The organism is Promicromonospora sp. NPDC059942 (assembly GCF_042731755.1).
GTDB lineage: Bacteria > Actinomycetota > Actinomycetes > Actinomycetales > Cellulomonadaceae > Promicromonospora.
On record NZ_JBHWLR010000005.1, the window covers coordinates 54,444 to 71,831 of the forward strand.

Genomic DNA, 17,388 nt, shown 5'->3' on the forward strand with positions numbered 1-17,388 from the left:
GCGCGGGTCAGGGCTCGACGGGCTCCCCCGTCGGGTCGTCCCCCACCAGCGGCGCCAGCTCGGCCCCGCCCACGGGTTCGGCGTTCCAGGACGTCACGCGCCAGCCGCCCACGGGGTCGCCCTCGAGCTCCACCATGCCGGTGTTGGCCAGGGGCGTCCGCTCGGCGTGGTCGACGTCGACGTCCGTCGCGCGCGCCGCCGCCCACGCGCGGATCGCGGCGCCGTGCGAGACCACGAGGACGCTCTCGAGCCCCTGGGCGGCGAGCTGCGAGACGGCGTCGTCGTACCGGGCGAGGAAGGCGACGCCGTCCGGGCCGCCCGGCATCGCGCGGCCGATGTCGCCGCGCGCCCAGCCGAAGACCGTGTCGAGGTAACGCAGGTGCGCCTCGTGCGCGCCGGCCATCTCCAGCTCGCCGGCGTCGATCTCGCGCAGGCCGTCCAGCACCTGCGGCTCGATGCCGCGATCCTGGGCGATCGGCGCCGCGGTGAGCGACGTCCGCACCAGCGAGGAGACGGCGATCGCGTCGATCTGGCGGTCGCGCAGCGCCGCGGGGACCGCGGCCGCCTGCAGCTCGCCGAGCCGGGTCAGGCCCGGTCCGGGGTGTGCCGTGTCGAGCAGGCCTTCCACGTTCGAGGGGGTCTGTCCGTGGCGCAGCAGCAGAAGTCGCATGGGCGCATTCTCCCCGACCGGGCGGGTCGAGCCGCCATCCGGCGTCCGGCGGCGTCCCGGCACCCAGGCATCCGGGAGAGCCGGCTCAGGCCTCGCCGCGGATCATCGACATCAGCAGCCGGTGCGTCCCGGCGTCGGCGGCCGCGACCAGCCCGCGGCTCGCGGGCCCGACCGGCTCGCCGTCGATCCCGGTGACCACGCAGCCGGCGGCCCGGCACAGCGCGATGCCGGCCGCGAAGTGCACGGACCCGGCGAGGTCGGCGCCGTCGGTGACGTACGCGGCGCGCTTGCCCGCCGCGACCCAGGTCAGCGCCAGGGTCGTGGACACGACGCGCGGCCGGAACCGTTCCACGAAGCCGGGATGGGCCAGCAGGTCGACGGCGCGGAAGCCGGGCGCGCTAGGGAAGGGCGGGTCCAGGTTGACGTCCACCAGCCGGGTGGCCGACGTCGGCACCAGCTTCTCGGCGACGTCGTCCCGTAGCGCCCAGGCGGTCTCGCCGTCGGTGACGAACACCTCGCCGCTGAAGGGGTCGGCGACGGCTGCTGCCTCGTCATGCAGCGCCCCGTCATGCAGCGACCCGTCATGCAGCGCCACGTTCACCGCCACCAGCATGCCGCCGACGGCGTAGTTCAGCGTGCCGCACAGCGGATCGACCAGCCAGCGGCGCGCGGACCCGGCGGCGCCGTGCTGCCCGCTCTCCTCGCCGAGCACAGCGTCGTCGGGCCGGGCGGCCCGCAGGACGTCGAGGATCGCCTGCTCGGCCTCGACGTCGGCGGCCGTGGCGAAGTCCCCGCCGCCCTTGTCGACCCGGGCGAGCCGCCGGCCGTACAGGGAGCGCACCACGTGCGCGCCGGCCCGGGCCGCGGCTGTCGCGACGCCGGCGTCGTCCAGGCTCGTGGGGTCGGGGCTCGCGTACGGGGTGGCCATGTCGCGGAGCGTAGCGGCCGGGCCTGCGCCCGCTGCCCCGCGTGCCTTCTCCCGGCCGGTGCTAATTTCGGAACGTGGCTGACGACGCGCCGCACGGCCTGCGCATCGCCCGTCCGGCGCGGTGGGCGCTGGGCCGGGTCGAGCGTTCGGGCGGGTTCATCACCCGGATGACCTGGCACCTCGTGGACGGCTCGTCGGTCCGCTGGGCGTCACGCGCTGCCCGCCGCCGCGGCCGGGTCGAGATCCGGGACGCCGACGGGAGCGTGACCCGCGTCGTCGGCGCCGAGCCCGCGACCGCGACCCGGCTGGCCCGGGCGAACCTCGCCGCGGGCATCGCCTTCATGATCGGCGGCTCCCTGTTCGCCCTCGGCCCCCTCCTGGCCCAGTTCGGCGCCGGGAGCGTGCGCGGCGTCGACATGGTCTACCTCGTCGGCGGGGTGTTCTTCAGCGCCGGCGGCTACGTCTCGGTGGTGCAGGCGTCGAACATGCCGACCGACATCGACGAGCGCGGAATGCTCCGCGGGACGGCGTGGCGGTGGTGGGCGTGGTGGCCACGGCAGATCGGCTGGCTCAGCGCGGCGGTGCTGTTCGCCGGGACCCTGTTCTTCGGGGTCAGCCTGGTGGCCGCGTTCGCGTCCGACCTCACGGCGCGGCAGTCCAACGGCTGGATCTGGTTCCCGGACATCGTCGGCTGCATCTGCTTCCTCGTCTCGGGGCACCTCGCCCTGGTCGAGGTCTGCCACGGCCACATCGGGCTGCGGCCCCGCGAGCTCGGCTGGTGGGTGGTGGCGGTCAACCAGCTCGGCTCGGTGTTCTTCTTCCTCGCCGGGCTCGCCGCGTTCACCCGGCCGGCGACGTCGACCGTGGTCGACCTGGGCCTGGTCAACTGGGGCACGTTCGCGGGGGCGGTCTGCTTCGTCGTCGGCGGGGCGCTGCAGCTCGCGGAACGCCCGGACCGCTGACCCCGCGAGCGCCGGGCGAAGTTCGCCCGGCCTTGGGTCGCCGGGGCCAGGGCGCCGTGCTTCACTCGAAAACATGGCCACGCGCGACGAGCGCACGACGGCGCTCTACGGCAACAGATTCCTCACCGAGGAGCCACCCTCCACGGTGTTCCCGGCCACCGGGATGAGTCCCACCGACACCATGCGGATGCTCGGCGAGGACCTCGCGCTCGAGGGTGACCCGATGCGCAACCTGGCGACGTTCGTGACGACGTGGATGGAGCCCGAGGCGCAGCGGATCATCGCCGAGAACCTGCACCGCAACTTCATCGACCACGCGGAGTACCCGATCTCCGCCGAGATCGAGCAGCGGTGCGTGCGGATGCTCGCCGACCTCTTCCACGCTCCCGGCGAGACCACCGGGTGCCGCACCCAGGGGTCGTCGGAGGCGATCATGCTCGGTGCGCTCTCGCTGAAGTGGAAGTGGAAGGAGCGCCGGGAGGCGGCCGGGCAGCCGGTCGACCGCCCCAACCTGGTCTTCGGCGGCGACGTGCACGTGGTCTGGGAGAAGTTCTGCCGGTACTTCGACGTCGAGCCCCGGATCATCCCGCTGGCGAAGGACAAGTACACGATCGGGCCCGACGACGTGTCCCCGTACCTCGACGAGAACACGATCGGTGTGGCGGCCGTGCTCGGCACCACCTTCACGGGGCACATGGACGACATCGTCGGCATCAACCGACTGCTCCTGGACGTGCGGGCGGAGCGCGGTCTCGACATCCCGCTGCACGTCGACGGCGCCAGCGGCGGCTTCGTCTGGCCCTTCCTCTACCCCGACTCGGAGTGGGACTTCCGGCTGGAGCAGGTCCGGTCCATCAACGTGTCGGGCCACAAGTACGGCCTGGTCTACCCCGGGATCGGCTGGCTGGTCTTCCGGGAGACGTCGGACCTCGCGAAGGACCTCGTGTTCTACGAGAACTACCTGGGCAAGACGGACGCCACCTTCACGCTCAACTTCTCGACCGGCGCGGCGATGGTCCTGGCCCAGTACTACAACTTCGTGCGGCTCGGCCGTGAGGGCTACACGTACGTGATGAGGCAGATGCAGGAGAACGCCCGCGTGCTGGCCGCCAACCTGCGCAAGACGGGGCGGTTCGAGGTGATCGGCGAGGAGGCCGAGCAGCTGCCGCTGGTCGCCTTCCGGCTGGCGGGCGACCACGTGGGGTACGACGAGTCGGACATCGCCTGGCAGCTCTCGGCGGAGCGCGGCTGGATGGTGCCGGCGTACACGCTCCCGCCCGACGCGCAGGACGTGAAGATCCTCCGCGCCCTGGTCAAGGAGACGATGAGCCGGGCCCAGGTGGACCGGCTGACCCAGGACATCGAGGACGCCTGCACGACCCTCGACCTCAAGGGCGGCGCCCACCCGATCGAGCGGATGCAGGCGAAGACCGGCACGGGCTACTGAGGCGCGGGGGCTGGGTCGTCGTCGAAGGCGCGCAGGCCGTCGATGCTCGTCAGGTTCTTGGTGCGCCGGTACTCCTGCTGCCCGGCCTCGCCCTTGCGCTCGAAGTAGGGACCCATCAGGTCCCGCTCGCCCTCGTACGCCATGAGCGGCACGCCCCAGCCGCAGCTGTCGGAGACGCGGTCGACGTCGACGACGACGACCGCGCGGGCGCCCGGCACGTCGGTGAAACGGGCCGCGAGCGCCGCGTACCCGTCGTCGTACCGGGTCACGACGCGGCCGGTGCCATGCAGCCGGACGATGTTCGGCGGGCCGTCGAACGCGCAGAACATGACGGTGATCCGGCCGTTCTCGCGCAGGTGCGCGATGGTCTCGCTGCCGCTGCCGGTGGCGTCGAGCCAGGCGAAGGTGTGGTCGTCGAGCACGCCGAAGGTGCCGGGGACGCCGCGGGGCGAGAGGTTGACGTGGCCGTCGGCGGCCAGGGGCGCCGTCGCCACGAAGAACATGGGCTGCCGGTCGACGAACTCGCGCAGCCGGCCCTCGATACGTTCGTGCAGCTTCATGGCACGCATGCTGCCACGCGGGGCGCCGCTGGTGCTGGTGCGTCCGGGGGTCGTCGGGTGCGCTCTGGACGTGCGCCCGCGGTGTCGTGCGAACCGGCCGACGACCGGTCTGCCGGATAGGGTCGAGCGCATGTTCGTGCTGGAGACCGACCGCCTGCTGCTGCGGCCGTGGCGCGTGTCCGAGGCCGCCGTCCAGCACGAGATGTGGACCGAGCGCGACCCGCGGGTGCCGCCGCACCGACGGATCCGCGCCGACGGCCACCCCACCGTCGAGGACGTCGAGGGCTGGATCCGCGACGGTGCCCCGCCCGGCTCCCTCGGGCTGCCGGCGCTGGAGGTCAAGGCGACCGGGGACGTCGTCGGCTACTGCGGGCTGATCGCGAACACGCACGGGCAGGAGGACGAGCCGGAACTCGCGTACGAGCTGCTGCGCCGCGCCTGGGGTCAGGGATACGCGACCGAGGCCGCGCAGGCGGTGCTCGGCTGGGCGCGGGAGTCGGGCTACCGGCGGCTGTGGGCCACGGTGCGGGACTGGAACGTCGCGTCGCTGCGGGTGCTGGCGAAGGTCGGGTTCGTGGAGTCCGGTCGCGTGGAGAAGGACGCCGTGCACGGTGACTCGCTGTTCCTGACGACGGAGCTCTGACCGGGAGGCCGGTCAGACGGCGTCGAAGAACGTCTCCGGGCGGCCGAGGAATCGCTTCCAGAGGGCGACCGACTCCAGCTCGGACCAGGTGCGCTCGGCGATGCCGTGGTCGGTCATCTCCAGGATCTGTGCCCCGGGGAGCGCCGCCACGAGCGGTGAGTGCGTCGCGTAGATCACCTGGGCGGCGTGGTCGACCACCAGGTCCTGCAACCGGTACAGGAGCTGCAGGGTGGACTCGAACGACAGCGGCCCCTCGGCCTCGTCCAGGAGGTAGAGGCCGGGGCCGCTGAACCGGCCCGAGATGGCCTGCAGGTAGGACTCGCCGTGGCTGACCTCCGTCGACAGCCGGTCGCCGTAGCCGCTCACGCCGGCGCCCGTCATGAACTCCAGCATCCCGGCGGCCGTCTCGGCACGCAGGTAGAACCCCTTCGCTTTCTGCCGGAGCATCCGGGACCCGGCAATCGTCCGGTCCAGGACGAGCGCCTCGCCCAGCGGGCTCGTGTCGAGCTGGCTCGCGTACTTGCGACCGCCGTGGCCACCCCGCACGTCGATCCCGTACTGCTCCGCGATCGCTTCGAGCACGGTGGACTTGCCGGACCCGTTCGCGCCCATGAGGATCACGATGCTGCTGGTCAGCCGCACGCCACGCGCGGCAAGCTCGGCGACGGCGGGTACGGTCCACGGCCAGACGCCGTCGTCGACCAGGGCGGGCCGGACGCTCACTCGCTCGATCAGCACCCCGCCAGGTTAGCCGCGAGGGGTCCGGCAGCCGGTGCCGCGTGCCCTCTCGACGAGCCCTCGCTTTCGCGGCATATGCCCGTATCCTCACGATGGTGGACACCCAGGAGAGTCCGCCGAGCCGCCGGGCGGGCTGGTTCGGCCAGCACTCGGTCGCCGTCGTCGCGGCCGTCGTCGCCGCGGTGCTCGGCGGCGTCGCGACGGCCTGGGGCGAGAACCTGTTCACCCCGGGCACGTCGGACTCCGGGGAACAGGTCCAGGTCCTCGAAGTCAGGATCAAGGACCTGGAGGCGGCCAACGGCCTGCTCGACGACGAGGCCACCGCCCTGCGCGACCAGAACGACAGCCGGCAGGCCGAGCTCGACGACCTCGAGGCGCAGAACCAGGAGCTGCGCGAGGAGAACCGGCGGCTGCGTGATCAGGCGAGCGCGGGCGACGGTGCCGGGACCGACACCGGGACTGATGACGGCGCGGCGCCGGACGATTCCGGCGGCGGTGCTTCCGCCGTCGTCTCAGGGATCAGGCGCGAGACGAACGCCCCCGTCCAGGTAATGCTCCACACCTGCCTCGACCTGGACACGACGTCGGCCAACTGGGGCGCCGCGTCGGTCCCGCAGGACCTCTGCTACGGCGACGTCGGCGTCGAGGGCGCGCGCCTCACCATCATGAGCGGCGCGCCCAGCCGGGCGGACTGCGAGGCGCAGACGACTTGGCAGCAGACCATCGCCACGGACGCGGTGGCCGAGGGGATGCACCTCTGCGTGCAGACCAACGAGCGGCGCACCGCGTACGCGCACATCGCGGCGGTCAACGGTGACGCCGAGACCGTCGCGTTCGACCTCGTGGTCTGGGAGTCGAGCTAGCGCCGTTGCCCGTCGAGCACGGCCTTCGCCGTCCGGTCGATGTTGTCGGCGAGCTGGTAGACGCCGATGACGAGCTGGACGACGCCGAAGACGATCGCCGTACCCCCGAGGAACATCAGAATCATGGATCCACCCCCGGTGGGCCCAACGACGAACAGGCGGGCCAGGAAGAAGATGACCCCGCCCCCGAGGATCAGACAGAGCCCGATCGTGAGCGAGCTGGCCGAGCTGTGCACAACCTGCTCCGTGGAGGCGGCCTTCGCGGCGCCGCCCGTCTCGTCGATCGTCTCGTCGCTCATGGGGTGAAGCGTGCCACCGAGCCGCCAGGAAATCGACGGAAGTACGGCTGGGACAGCAGCTCCGCCAGGTGTTCCGCGTACTCGGTGAGGCGGTCCGCCCGCGACCCGCTGCGGGCGATCCGGAATCCGCGCCGGCGGCCCGAGAACGCGGCCTTGACGGCGTGGAGCTGAGCCCAGCGCTGGACTCTCGCACGGTCGAGCTCGGCGGCGTCGGCGAAGACGTCCAGGGTGCGGCGCACGACTGCGCGCAGGCCCCCGGCGTCGAGGAACGTCACGGCCCGCGCCTTCAGGAGCGCGCCGACGTCGTACGCAGGGTCACCCGCGTACCCCTTGGGATCGACAGCCAGCCAGGGCTCGCGGTCGGCCCGCAGGATGTTTCTCGGGTGCAGGTCGCCGTGCACGAGCGTGTCGGGCTGGGCGCTGCCGATCTCGCGGACGGTCGCGACGGCGGCGTCCACCACGTGTGGCGGCAGGGCGTGCGGAAGCTCCTCGGCGTCCCGACGCAGGTCCTGCTCCCAGGCGCCCGCCTGGTCCCGCAGCCGCGGCAGGCCCGGGGGTGCGGGAACGGCCAGCCTCCGGCTGATGCGGCCCGCGACGGTGGCGACCTCGTCGCCGTCGTCGACGTCCGCCAGGGTCGAGGTCCGGACTCGTTCCAGGAGCATCGCGAAGCGCTCGTCGTCCCGCACCCGCAGCAGGACGGCGCCGCGCCCGCCCCACGCGGCGAACGCGTCCGGTTCGTGGACGTTGCCCGGGTGCGGGAACGACACCTTCAGCATCGCGGGCGGCTCGGATCGACGTCGTACGGGAACGATGATGCCCACGCCGCCGTGCAGGACGGCGCCGTCGGGCACGCACTCCCAACCGGCCATGAGTTCGTCCACCATCCCGGGAAGCTCGGCGAGCCACACCGCCCCGAACTCGCCCTCGCGCTCAAGGGTTGTCCGTGCGAACGCCTCCGGCACATCGATCATCGGGGCACCCTACGGGCGATCAGCGCGATCCGGTCGTCACGCCCCCAGCCGTCGGCCCAGCACCGGCACGCCGTCGCCCTCCAGGTCCGCGAGCGCCTCGCGCCGTCCCGCCATCGCCATGACCAGGGAGAGCAGCGGACCCGTGGCCGCAGGCCCGTCACCGGTCCGGAACTCCGCGTCCGTGGCGGTCAGCCGGAGCCCCTTGACCAGCGACCTGCTGTTCACCGCGAAGTCCTTGGCCGCGAAGAACCGCGCGACCAGGAGCAGGCCCTCGGCGTCCGGCTCGTGCCTCAGCCCCAGGGGACGGCGGATGTCCTCGGCGTGCACGATCAGCTCGCCCAGCCCGGCCACGCTCTCCCTGCGGGGCAGCGCGATAGGCCCGACGGCGGCGTAGCGCTCCAGCGTCTGCGCGGGCGAGTCCCCGCGGAACTCCTCCAGCCGCCGCTGGTTGTGCACGTCCGCGTCGAAGCGGGCACCGGCGATGCTGCGCAGCCAGCCCCAGAACGTCAGCCCCGACGCGGCACCCAGGTGCGCGACGACGTCCTCGACATCCCAGTCGCCGCACAGCGTCGGCGAGCGCCACTGCTCCGGCGTCAGCGTGCGGAGGTCGGCGACGAGCGCCGCGTGCTCCCGCTCCTGGATCTGCGACGGTCGTGTCATGGCGGACAGTCTAGGAACGGGAGACGCCTTGGGAGATCCGGGGCCCTGCCGACATGCCGGGGCTCGACCGCCAGCCGGCGGGGAAGTAGTGGCCGTTGTCGAGATCGGCGGGCAGGCCCAGCCCGCTGCCGATGGCCTCGGCGATCTCGCGGAACGCTGCTCCAGCGCCAGGCGGAACAAGGAAGCTCGAGCACGTCGCCGCCGGGTGGCAGCGCGCGAACGACGCCGTTTCCAAGCGCGGCTGATCGGCTCGGCCGGTGCCAGCGGCACCGATGAGTTTCCCGCGTCGTCCCGGTCTCTGTCTGGAGACCGACCGACGGAAAGGCTGGAGCCATGCGGAAACTGCGCTACGGGATGAACGTGAGCCTGGACGGCTACATCGCCGCGCCCGGCGACGACATCGGCTGGAGCGAGCCGAACGACGAGCTGTTCCAGTGGTGGCTCGACGAGGAGAAGGCGATCGAGCAGTTCCTGTACGGGCGCAAGCTGTGGCAGAACATGAGCTCCTACTGGCCGACCGGCGACCAGCAGCCGGACGCCACCCCGGCGCAGATCGAGTTCGCGCGGAACTGGCGGGACACGCCCAAGGTGGTGTTCTCGTCGACGATCGACACGGTCGACTGGAACGCCCGCCTGTTCGACGGCGACGCGGTCGCGGAGATCACCCGGCTCAAGGCCGAGGACGGCGGGCCCATGCGGGTCGGTGGCGCGGCGATCGCCGGGGCCGCCATGCGGGCCGGGCTCATCGACGAGTACGCGGTCGTCACCCATCCGATCCTTCTGGGTGGCGGCAGACCGTTCTTCGCGGCCCTGGACGGCTGGGTGAAGCTGAACCTGGTGGAGACACGGACGTTCCCCGGCGGTGTGGTTATGAACCGGTACGAGACGAGGCGCTGAGCCCGACCTCACCCGATTCGGACGACGCGCGAGGCCCGTTCCCGACGCATCCTGGCGGCGAGAGTGAGGTCAAAGATGTGTCGTTGGCTCGCGTACTCGGGTTCGCCGGTGCTACTGGAGGACCTGCTCTACAAGCCGGAGAACTCGCTGGTGGTGCAGAGCAGGCACTCACGGCTGGGCGCGGAGACGATCAACGGTGACGGTTTCGGCGTCGGCTGGTACGGCGCCCTGGCCGAACCGGGCATCTACCACAGCACCGAGCCGGCCTGGAACGACCGCAACCTGCAGGAGATTTCGGCCCACGCGGCCGCCGGGCGGGTCTTCGCCCACATCCGTGCCTCGACCGGCACGGACGTGCAGCAGACCAACTGCCATCCGTTCCGCCATCACCGCTGGCTCTGGATGCACAACGGGTCCATCGCGGACTTCGCGGCGGTGAAGCGCGACCTGGCGATGGCCGTCGATCCTGCCCTCTACCCGGGGATCGAGGGATCGACGGACTCCGAGGTCTTCTTCTACCTGGCCCTGACCTTCGGGCTCGAAGACGACCCTCCCGAAGCAGTGGCCCGAGCGGTCGGCCTCATCGAGGAGACGGGACGACGCCACGGCGTCGAGCACGCGATCCAGATGACGGTGGCGACGACCGACGGGGAGACCACGTGGGCGTTCCGCTACTCCAGCGTGGGCAAGTCCCGTTCGCTGTTCCACAGCACCGACGTCTCCACGCTCCGTCACCAGTACCCGGACAACCCCGTGCTGCACGAGCTCTCCGACGACGCACGGCTCGTGGTGTCCGAACCGCTGGGGGACCTGCACGGGGCGTGGCGGGAGGTGCCGGAGTCGTCATGCCTCGTCGTCCGGGGCGGCCGGGAGGAGCTGCGCGAGTTCGCGCCGACGCCGGCCCCCGAGACCGATCCACCGTGACCGTACGGCTAGCCTGGCGGTGTGATCCTCGACGTTCCCGAGCAGGTCCGCAAGACGGTCATAGCCGGCGGGAACGAGTCCTGGCTGGACGAACTGCCGGGCATGGTCGACTCGCTGGCCCAGGAGTGGTCGCTGACGATCGGGTCCAGCCTCGCGGGCGGTCACGTCGCCCTGGTCGTCGAGGCGACGCAGGTCGACGGGACTCCGGCGGTCCTCAAGATCGGCGTGCCGGGTCGGGACATCGGGCAGGAAGCCACGCTGCTGCGCCTGGCGGACGGCGAGGGATGCGCCAAGCTGTTGGGCGAAGACATGGATCGGCAAGCCCTTCTGCTGGAGCGCCTCGGGGCTCCGATGTACGACATCGTGGCCGACCCGGTCAGCCGCCACACCTTGCTGTGCGACGTGGCGGTTCGCCTGTGGCGTCCGATCGGCCCCGACATCGATCTTCCAACCGGCGCGAACCTGGCTGAGCAGTACGCCCACCGGCTACCAGGACTCTGGGAGCAGGCGGGGCGGCCGTGTTCGCCGGCCACCGTGGCGGACGCGCTGGAATGCATGAACCGTCGTCGCCTCGCTCACGACGATCGGTCCGCGGTTTTGGTCCACGGCGACATCCACGAGCTGAACGCCCTGCAGGCGAGTGACGGCAGCTACAAGCTCATCGATCCAGCCGGGCTGCGGGCCGAACCGGCGTGCGATCTCGGCACCATCGTGCGTTGCACCCCGGACCTCGGCGACGACCTCCGGGCGCGGACCGAGCGACTGGCATCTCGCACGGGCGTGGATGCCACCGCCATCTGGGAATGGGGAACCATCCACCGGGTCTTCAGCGGCGTCTACGCCTGCAGCATCGGCTTTCAGCCCTTCGGCGAGCTGCTGCTGGCCGAAGCGGATCGCCTCAACGCATAGCCACCGGATCGTCCTGCAACCGCAGTTCGGATGCCCGGGCCAGAGAGTCATGGGCGGACGAGCGAACAGAGCGGGGGTCTCGCGAGAGGCGTTCCGGGTGCTGGCGTTCGCGACGGCGATGAGCCCGGACCTGGCCGCCGTGGGGAAGAACGCCGCGTGTTTCGTGTTCTCTGCTGCCCGTGATAGAAACGCCTCATCGGGCGTCTACGCAGGTCGCCCCATATTTCGATGGATAATTTAGATGGATGTCGAGGGGTGGAGAGGCATGCCTGACCTGGAACCGCAGCGGAGCGGGGGCCGGGTCGCGCTGGTGGACCTGACCGGTGCAGAGGACATGACTGCGGCACTGCGCGAGCTGCAGGACCAGTGGGGGCCGGTGGCCCCCGTGGACCTGGAGCCAGGCGTACCGGGCTGGCTCGTGCTGGGGCACGCCGAGGTCATGGAGGTGATGCGCACCGAGAGCGTCTTCGCCCGGAACCCACGGCACTGGAGAGAGCAGCTACCACCGCAGTCGACCCTGCACGCCATCCTGTCCCCGACCGGACGGCGGAACCTGTACTTCTCGGACGGCGCGGAGCACCGGCGGCTGCGGCTCCCGGTGGACGAGGCGTTCGCCGACATGGACGAGGTCCGGACGGCAGCGCTCGTGCGCGTCGTCTGCGCCCGGCTCATCGACTCGTTCGCCGCCAAGGGCAGTGCGGACCTGATGGGCGAGTATGCGGCGGCGGTGTCGTTCCTGGCGGTGTCGACCATGTTCGGGTTCGACGAGCGGCAGGGGGTCGACCTGTTGCGCTGCGCGAGCGAGATCTTCGGGCACGGCGGCGATCCCGTGTCAGCCCTGGTCCGGATGGACCAGATCGTGATGGACCACGTCATCGCGACCCGGGCGGAGCCAGGCCCGAACCTGACCACCAGCTTCATCGAGCACCCGAATTTCGAGGACGACACCGAGATCGTGCACTCCATGGTGATCGCGATCTGCGCGGCCAACGAGATGCTCGTGACCTGGATCGCGGCCACACTTCGCCGCATGCTCACCGACCCCCGGTACACCGGTCGCGTCACCGGCGTGCGCCGCGGCCTGGACGACGCGATGGACGAGACGCTGTGGAGCGAGCCGCCCGTGGCGAACCTGCCCGCCCGGTACGCCGTGACCGACTGCACCCTCGGCACCGCCCAGATCCGCGCCGGTGACGCGATAGTGATGGGCGTGGCCGCCGCGAACAACGACCCGCGGGTACGCACCAGCGACGACCTCTTCGAGGCGGGCAACCGGTCGCACCTGTCCTTCGGCGTCGGGCCGCACGCGTGCCCCGCCAAGCGCCCCGGGCGGCTCGTGGTCAAGATCGCGGTGGAGAGCCTCATGGAGCGGCTCGACCTGAGGCTCACCGACCCGGTGGTGAAGTGGGCGCCATCGCCGTGGTCCCGCTACCCGTCCACGCTGCCGGTGACGTTCACTCCCGAGCGCCAGGCCGCCCGCACGCCTGCCCGCGTCTGACCTGCCACTGGAGCGTCAGACGGCATCGACGTGCGCCTTGCCGTTCACGCAAGTCTTCGTGCGCCATGCCCGCGCGGGGTTCGCCGTCGGGTCTCCGGGTGCACCGGCGTACGGAACGTCCCGGTGCGCACCCAGGACTCGACCTCGTCCACCGCAGCCTCTCCGAGGCGTCGCACCTCTCCGCCGACCGCCCCGGCAATGACGGTGTCGTTCGTGACGAACCGACAGGGGGTCTTCGACACCGGGGTCGGCGTGGCAGGCGGTTGCCGAGGCTGCCAGGTTGCGCCAACGGCGCACAAGACTACCCACACCGTCACATGGCTGCCTCATAGTCACTTTTTTACGCAATGGTCACACGGCGACCCGCAAGGGCCCAGTGTTCTGCCCGGTATGTACGTTATGTTTAACGTTGTCCGTCGGCAGACGAGATGGTGTCTTGGCTGAAGAAGGAGCCCCCAGTGCCTGACCACAGCGGTAGATCCCGGAAGACGACAGACGCCGTCGCGGCCAGTTCGGACCGCGAGTCCCGCCGCCGCGTGACCAAGCTGATCCGGCACCTGAGCACGCCCGAAGGGCGCGCCGACCCCCACGCCGTCTACGACGAGCTGCGGGCCATGGGCCCGGCGGTACGCATGCCGTGGGGAGCCTGGATGGTCACCTCGCACGGCGCGAGCCACGAGGTGCTCAGCGGATCCGGCTGGCGCACCGTGGACGCCGCCTGGCGCACCGCGCGCCAGCCGACGTGGGTGCGGCACCCGGGCCTGAAGTTCCTGCACGACTCCGCGCTCGGCACCAACCCGCCCGGGCACGCCGGGCTGCGCCGCAGCCTTGGCTCGTTCGTCTCGCCGCAGTCGGTCGCTGACCTCACACCGCAGATCGTCCAGACCGTCCACGAGTACCTCGACCGGTTCGATGCGGTGCTGCGCGCCGACGGCGAGGCGGACTTCGGGGCCCTGGTCGGCGACCGGCTGCCCATGGCGGTGCTCTGCATCGTTCTCGGGCTGCCGCGCGAGGACATCCCGCTGCTGTGCGAGATGAGCCGCAAGCTCTCGAACGTGCACGACCTCGCGCCGAGCAAGGCGCGGATGGCGCAGGCCGACCGTGCGGGCAAGCTGTGGAACGCGTACTGGGAACAGCTCGTCGCCCAGCCCAGACCCCGGCTCCCGGAGGACTCCCCGCTGGGAATGTGGCTCGACACAGAGACCGACCCCGCGGTGCGCGCGGTGGCCGGCTCCCAGCTCAACGTCATGATCGAGGCGGGCCTCGAGACGACGACGTCCCTGCTGTCCGACGGCGTGGTGCAGCTCCTGCGCCGGCCCGACCAGGCCACCTGGATGCTCGAGCACCCGGAAGCCGTGCACGGCGCCGTCGAGGAGCTGGTCCGCTTCGTATCGCCCGTACAGCTCATGACCCGGTACGCGGCGCAGGACACGGAGCTGCCGGGCGGCATCCCGGTGACAGCCGGGCAGATCGTGCACGCCGTGGTCGCCGCGGCCAACCACGACCCCGACGCCTACGACTCGCCGCACGACCTGAACCTCTCGCGCCCACCCCGCCGCAACCTCGCCTTCGGCGTGGGCATGCACTACTGCCTAGGCGCGCCGCTGGCCCGTCTGGAAGCGACGACACTGTTCCCCGAGGTGCTGCAGCGGTTCGATCTCGAGCTCGCCGGGCCAGTGGGCTACGACGAGACCCTTGCCTTCCGCGGAACACGTTCGGTGCCGGTACGGCGGCGACCCCGTCCAGCCGCGACCGCGGGTGCTGGTGCGGCGGTGGCCGCTGGTGAGAGCGCGTCCGCCGCCGGACCCGTCGTGGTCAACCGCGAGGACGCCGTGCTGGTGGTGACCCTCACGCGACCCCACGGCGACAACCGGCTCGACCGAGCGACGCTGACCGCCCTGGGCGACGTGCTCACGACGCTGCCCGACGACGTCGCCGCCGTCGTGCTGCGCGCCGAAGGGCGCCACTTCTGCATAGGCGGCGACCTGGACGAGCTCGGCCAGCTCGCCACCAACGACCCCGATGGCTACCGGAACCTCGTCGAGCTCAGCGACGAGGTGCTGCGCGCCTGGCGCACCTGCCCGGCGGTGACAGTCGCGGCGCTGCACGGCAACGTCGCCGGAACAGGGCTCGGGCTGGCGGTCGCGAGCGACCTGCGCGTGGCCGCCGAGGACGCACGGTTCCGCGCGCCCGAGACGGTCGTCAGCATCCCGGTGGGTCCGAGCGAGGTGCTGGACCGCCTGGTCGCCGAGATCGGTTCCGGCCGGACCCGCGCGATGCTGCTGCTCGGCGATGCCATCAACGCCCAGGAGGCGCTGGAGGGCGGGCTCGTGCAATCCGTCGTCCCGACCGAGAACGTGTGGGCCGAGGCCAAGCGCCTGGCCCGGCGCATCGCCCGGCGCGACCGGGAGGCTATCCGCGTCACCAAGCAGACGATGGCCCGGCTTCCGCACGACGGTCCCGATCCGACGGAGGGCACCGACGTGTGGGAAGCACCACTGGCCCAGGCCCTGCGGCGCCGGATCACCCTTGCCGACGCGAAGTAGCGACTCCGACCCGTCGACCCGGACGCCGGCAAGTTCACGTTCAAGGAGCACGCCGAGCACTGGCGGACGCTCCAGGTCCACCGCGGCAACACAGAGGACCAGGTCGACGTGGTTCTTGAGGACTGATGCTCCGATGCAGGTCAGAGCCTTAAAAGCGGACGAGCCGGTCTGTACGCCGGGTTCTGTTCCCGCGCGCGGTTGCCCCCGCGCGGGCGACGGTCATCCATCTAGGCCCTGCGTTGCCGCAGGGCTCAAGCGGTCTACCCGACTGTGCTTCTCCAGAAGAGAATCGGGCGAGCAGCCCTCAAACACCGTCTGTCTGACCTTGCTCCAGGTGGGGTTTACCTAGCCGCCACCGTCACCGGCGGCGCTGGTGGTCTCTTACACCACCGTTTCACCCTTACCCCCGGTCCGGAGACCGAGGGCGGTCTGTTTTCTGTGGCACTGTCCCGCGGGTCACCCCGGGTGGCTGTTAACCACCACCTTGCCCTGTGGAGCCCGGACGTTCCTCGGCGGGCACCCGAAGGTGCCCGACGCGACCGCCCGACCGACTCGTCCGCAGGTAGAAGAGTACCTGCCGGACGCCGGTTCACACGTCCACGCGGTACCCCAGCGTCAGCTCGTCCCCCGACGCCCCGCGGATCCCCCAGTTCTCCCGCGGGCTCTCCAGGATCACGACCTCCAGGTCGTCCGCCGTCAGCCCGAGGTGCGGCGCGACGTCGTCGTACAGGGCGGCGATCAGCGCGCGCTTGGCCTCGCGGCTGCGGCCGGTGAAGCAGACGATCTCCACGACCAGGTAGGCGTCCGAGCGCGGGGCGACCAGGTCGCCGTCGTCCAGCAGGAGGAAGCGGTGGAACCGCTTCTCCGGCGGGAGCTCCCACGTGCGTGCGAGCGCCTCGTGGAGCGCGTCGGAGACCTCCGCGCGTCGTCCGCCCCAGACCGACCGGTTCCCGTACACCTTGACCTGCGCCATGGCCGCCCACCCTAGTGGCCCCGCCCGAGAGAATTAGGCTAGGCGGGTGCTCCTGCTCCTGCCGCCCTCCGAGGGCAAGACGCCCGCGCCCGACGGCGCCGCTCCCCTCGACCTCACCACCCTGGCCCACCCGGAGCTCACCGCCCGGCGCGAGCAGGTGCTCGCCGAGCTGGCGCGGGTCAGCGCGCGGCCCGACGCGACGGCGGCGCTCGGGGTGAGCGACGGGCTCGCCGAGGAGGTGGCGCGCAACACCACCCTCCACGCGGCGCCGGCGGCCCCCGCGGCCGAGGTCTACACGGGCGTCCTGTACGCGGCGGCCGGCCTCGCCACGCTGCCCGACGCCGCCGCGCGGCGCGCCGAGGCGAGCGTCCTCACCTTCTCGGGGCTGTGGGGCGTGGTCGCCCCCGGCGACCGCATCCCCGCCTACCGGCTCGGCATGGGCGTCGGCCTGCCCGACGCCGGCCGGCTCGCCACGTTCTGGAAGCCCGCCCTGGCGGAGGTGCTCGACGCGCGGGCCGCGGGCGACGTCGTCGTGGACTGCCGGTCCGCTACCTATGTCGCGGCCTGGAAGCCGCGGACGACGCCCGCCGCCGACGGGACGCCGTCCGCCGAGTGGGTAGAGGTGCGCGTGCTGCGCGAGATCGACGGGAAGCGGACCGTCGTGTCGCACAACGCCAAGCACACCCGCGGAGTGCTGGCCGGGCACCTGCTGCGCCGCGAGCACGAGGCCCGGACCAGCGAGGACGTGCTCAAGGCCGCCCAGGAGCTGGTCGGGTCGGTGGTGCTCACCGAGATCGGCTCGGGCAAGGACCAGACGCTCATCGAGGCGAACCTGCTGGACGGCAAGCCGCGCGGTCCGCGGACGCTGGAGCTGGTCCTGGCCTAGGCCGTCGGGGGGCG

At 71.6% G+C, this 17,388-nt stretch carries 18 protein-coding genes and 1 other RNA gene; 10 read left to right on the forward strand and 9 right to left on the reverse strand.

Annotated elements, in window-relative coordinates; genetic code table 11:
• Positions 1 to 7: 7 nt before the first annotated feature.
• Complete coding sequence (locus tag ACFV9Q_RS09555) at positions 8 to 670, reverse strand: histidine phosphatase family protein (protein ID WP_377234204.1); 663 nt, start codon at positions 668 to 670, stop codon at positions 8 to 10.
• Positions 671 to 755: 85 nt separating this feature from the next.
• The gene (locus ACFV9Q_RS09560) at positions 756 to 1,598 is read right to left on the reverse strand and encodes an inositol monophosphatase family protein (protein ID WP_377234205.1); all 843 of its coding nucleotides are present in this window, start codon (positions 1,596 to 1,598) and stop codon (positions 756 to 758) included.
• A 74-nt stretch (positions 1,599 to 1,672) separates the two neighbouring features.
• On the opposite strand from ACFV9Q_RS09560, the gene ACFV9Q_RS09565 reads away from it, so the two are divergent.
• Both ACFV9Q_RS09565 and ACFV9Q_RS09570 read left to right on the forward strand, forming a co-directional pair.
• The gene (locus ACFV9Q_RS09565) at positions 1,673 to 2,560 is read left to right on the forward strand and encodes a hypothetical protein (protein WP_377234206.1); all 888 of its coding nucleotides are present in this window, start codon (positions 1,673 to 1,675) and stop codon (positions 2,558 to 2,560) included.
• A gap of 73 nt (positions 2,561 to 2,633) precedes the next feature.
• The gene (locus ACFV9Q_RS09570; RefSeq protein ID WP_377234207.1) at positions 2,634 to 4,007 is read left to right on the forward strand and encodes a glutamate decarboxylase; all 1,374 of its coding nucleotides are present in this window, start codon (positions 2,634 to 2,636) and stop codon (positions 4,005 to 4,007) included.
• On the opposite strand, the gene ACFV9Q_RS09575 is transcribed toward ACFV9Q_RS09570, so the two are convergent.
• Positions 4,001 to 4,567 (reverse strand): pyridoxamine 5'-phosphate oxidase family protein, encoded by a 567-nt coding sequence (locus tag ACFV9Q_RS09575; protein WP_377234208.1) that lies wholly within the window; start codon positions 4,565 to 4,567, stop codon positions 4,001 to 4,003. The two genes, ACFV9Q_RS09570 and ACFV9Q_RS09575, sit on opposite strands and share 7 nt — an antisense overlap.
• A 130-nt stretch (positions 4,568 to 4,697) precedes the next feature.
• Between ACFV9Q_RS09575 and ACFV9Q_RS09580 the strand changes: the two genes are divergently transcribed.
• The gene (locus ACFV9Q_RS09580; RefSeq protein ID WP_377234209.1) at positions 4,698 to 5,210 is read left to right on the forward strand and encodes a GNAT family N-acetyltransferase; all 513 of its coding nucleotides are present in this window, start codon (positions 4,698 to 4,700) and stop codon (positions 5,208 to 5,210) included.
• A gap of 12 nt (positions 5,211 to 5,222) precedes the next feature.
• On the opposite strand, the gene ACFV9Q_RS09585 is transcribed toward ACFV9Q_RS09580, so the two are convergent.
• On the reverse strand, positions 5,223 to 5,948 hold the full coding sequence (locus ACFV9Q_RS09585) for an AAA family ATPase (RefSeq protein ID WP_377234210.1): 726 nt from the start codon (positions 5,946 to 5,948) through the stop codon (positions 5,223 to 5,225).
• A 95-nt stretch (positions 5,949 to 6,043) separates the two neighbouring features.
• Between ACFV9Q_RS09585 and ACFV9Q_RS09590 the strand changes: the two genes are divergently transcribed.
• A complete protein-coding gene (locus ACFV9Q_RS09590; protein ID WP_377234211.1) occupies positions 6,044 to 6,811 on the forward strand; it encodes a hypothetical protein in 768 nt (255 codons plus the stop codon).
• Here the strand turns inward: ACFV9Q_RS09590 and ACFV9Q_RS09595 are convergent.
• Genes ACFV9Q_RS09595 through ACFV9Q_RS09605 form a run of 3 tightly spaced genes read right to left on the reverse strand, consistent with a single transcriptional unit; the run spans position 6,808 to position 8,741 of the window.
• Positions 6,808 to 7,110 (reverse strand): hypothetical protein, encoded by a 303-nt coding sequence (locus ACFV9Q_RS09595; RefSeq protein WP_377234212.1) that lies wholly within the window; start codon positions 7,108 to 7,110, stop codon positions 6,808 to 6,810. The genes ACFV9Q_RS09590 and ACFV9Q_RS09595 overlap by 4 nt on opposite strands.
• Entirely contained in the window at positions 7,107 to 8,081 is a 975-nt protein-coding gene (locus ACFV9Q_RS09600) for an aminoglycoside phosphotransferase family protein (protein ID WP_377234213.1), read from the reverse strand. The genes ACFV9Q_RS09595 and ACFV9Q_RS09600 overlap by 4 nt, the downstream gene beginning before the upstream one ends.
• Before the next feature lie 36 nt (positions 8,082 to 8,117).
• The gene (locus tag ACFV9Q_RS09605; protein WP_377234214.1) at positions 8,118 to 8,741 is read right to left on the reverse strand and encodes a maleylpyruvate isomerase family mycothiol-dependent enzyme; all 624 of its coding nucleotides are present in this window, start codon (positions 8,739 to 8,741) and stop codon (positions 8,118 to 8,120) included.
• 333 nt (positions 8,742 to 9,074) lie between these two features.
• Between ACFV9Q_RS09605 and ACFV9Q_RS09610 the strand changes: the two genes are divergently transcribed.
• The 5 genes from ACFV9Q_RS09610 to ACFV9Q_RS09630 all read left to right on the forward strand — a co-directional run bounded on the left by ACFV9Q_RS09610 (position 9,075) and on the right by ACFV9Q_RS09630 (position 15,515).
• Positions 9,075 to 9,638, forward strand: a complete 564-nt coding sequence (locus ACFV9Q_RS09610; protein ID WP_377234215.1) for a dihydrofolate reductase family protein — start codon at positions 9,075 to 9,077, stop codon at positions 9,636 to 9,638.
• A 75-nt stretch (positions 9,639 to 9,713) separates the two neighbouring features.
• Complete coding sequence (locus ACFV9Q_RS09615) at positions 9,714 to 10,562, forward strand: class II glutamine amidotransferase (protein ID WP_377234216.1); 849 nt, start codon at positions 9,714 to 9,716, stop codon at positions 10,560 to 10,562.
• Between the two features lie 21 nt (positions 10,563 to 10,583).
• Complete coding sequence (locus tag ACFV9Q_RS09620; RefSeq protein ID WP_377234217.1) at positions 10,584 to 11,471, forward strand: aminoglycoside phosphotransferase family protein; 888 nt, start codon at positions 10,584 to 10,586, stop codon at positions 11,469 to 11,471.
• A gap of 265 nt (positions 11,472 to 11,736) precedes the next feature.
• Positions 11,737 to 12,969 carry a cytochrome P450 gene (locus ACFV9Q_RS09625; RefSeq protein ID WP_377234218.1) on the forward strand — a complete coding sequence of 411 codons (1,233 nt, stop codon included), beginning with the start codon at positions 11,737 to 11,739 and terminating at the stop codon, positions 12,967 to 12,969.
• Between the two features lie 458 nt (positions 12,970 to 13,427).
• Positions 13,428 to 15,515, forward strand: a complete 2,088-nt coding sequence (locus ACFV9Q_RS09630; RefSeq protein WP_377234219.1) for a cytochrome P450 — start codon at positions 13,428 to 13,430, stop codon at positions 15,513 to 15,515.
• A 155-nt stretch (positions 15,516 to 15,670) separates the two neighbouring features.
• Here the strand turns inward: ACFV9Q_RS09630 and rnpB are convergent.
• An RNA gene (gene rnpB / locus ACFV9Q_RS09635) (RNase P RNA component class A) lies at positions 15,671 to 16,070 on the reverse strand.
• Between the two features lie 34 nt (positions 16,071 to 16,104).
• Entirely contained in the window at positions 16,105 to 16,488 is a 384-nt protein-coding gene (locus ACFV9Q_RS09640; protein WP_377234220.1) for a tautomerase family protein, read from the reverse strand.
• Between the two features lie 46 nt (positions 16,489 to 16,534).
• On the opposite strand from ACFV9Q_RS09640, the gene ACFV9Q_RS09645 reads away from it, so the two are divergent.
• The gene (locus tag ACFV9Q_RS09645; protein WP_377234221.1) at positions 16,535 to 17,374 is read left to right on the forward strand and encodes a YaaA family protein; all 840 of its coding nucleotides are present in this window, start codon (positions 16,535 to 16,537) and stop codon (positions 17,372 to 17,374) included.
• Positions 17,375 to 17,388: the final 14 nt, after the last annotated feature.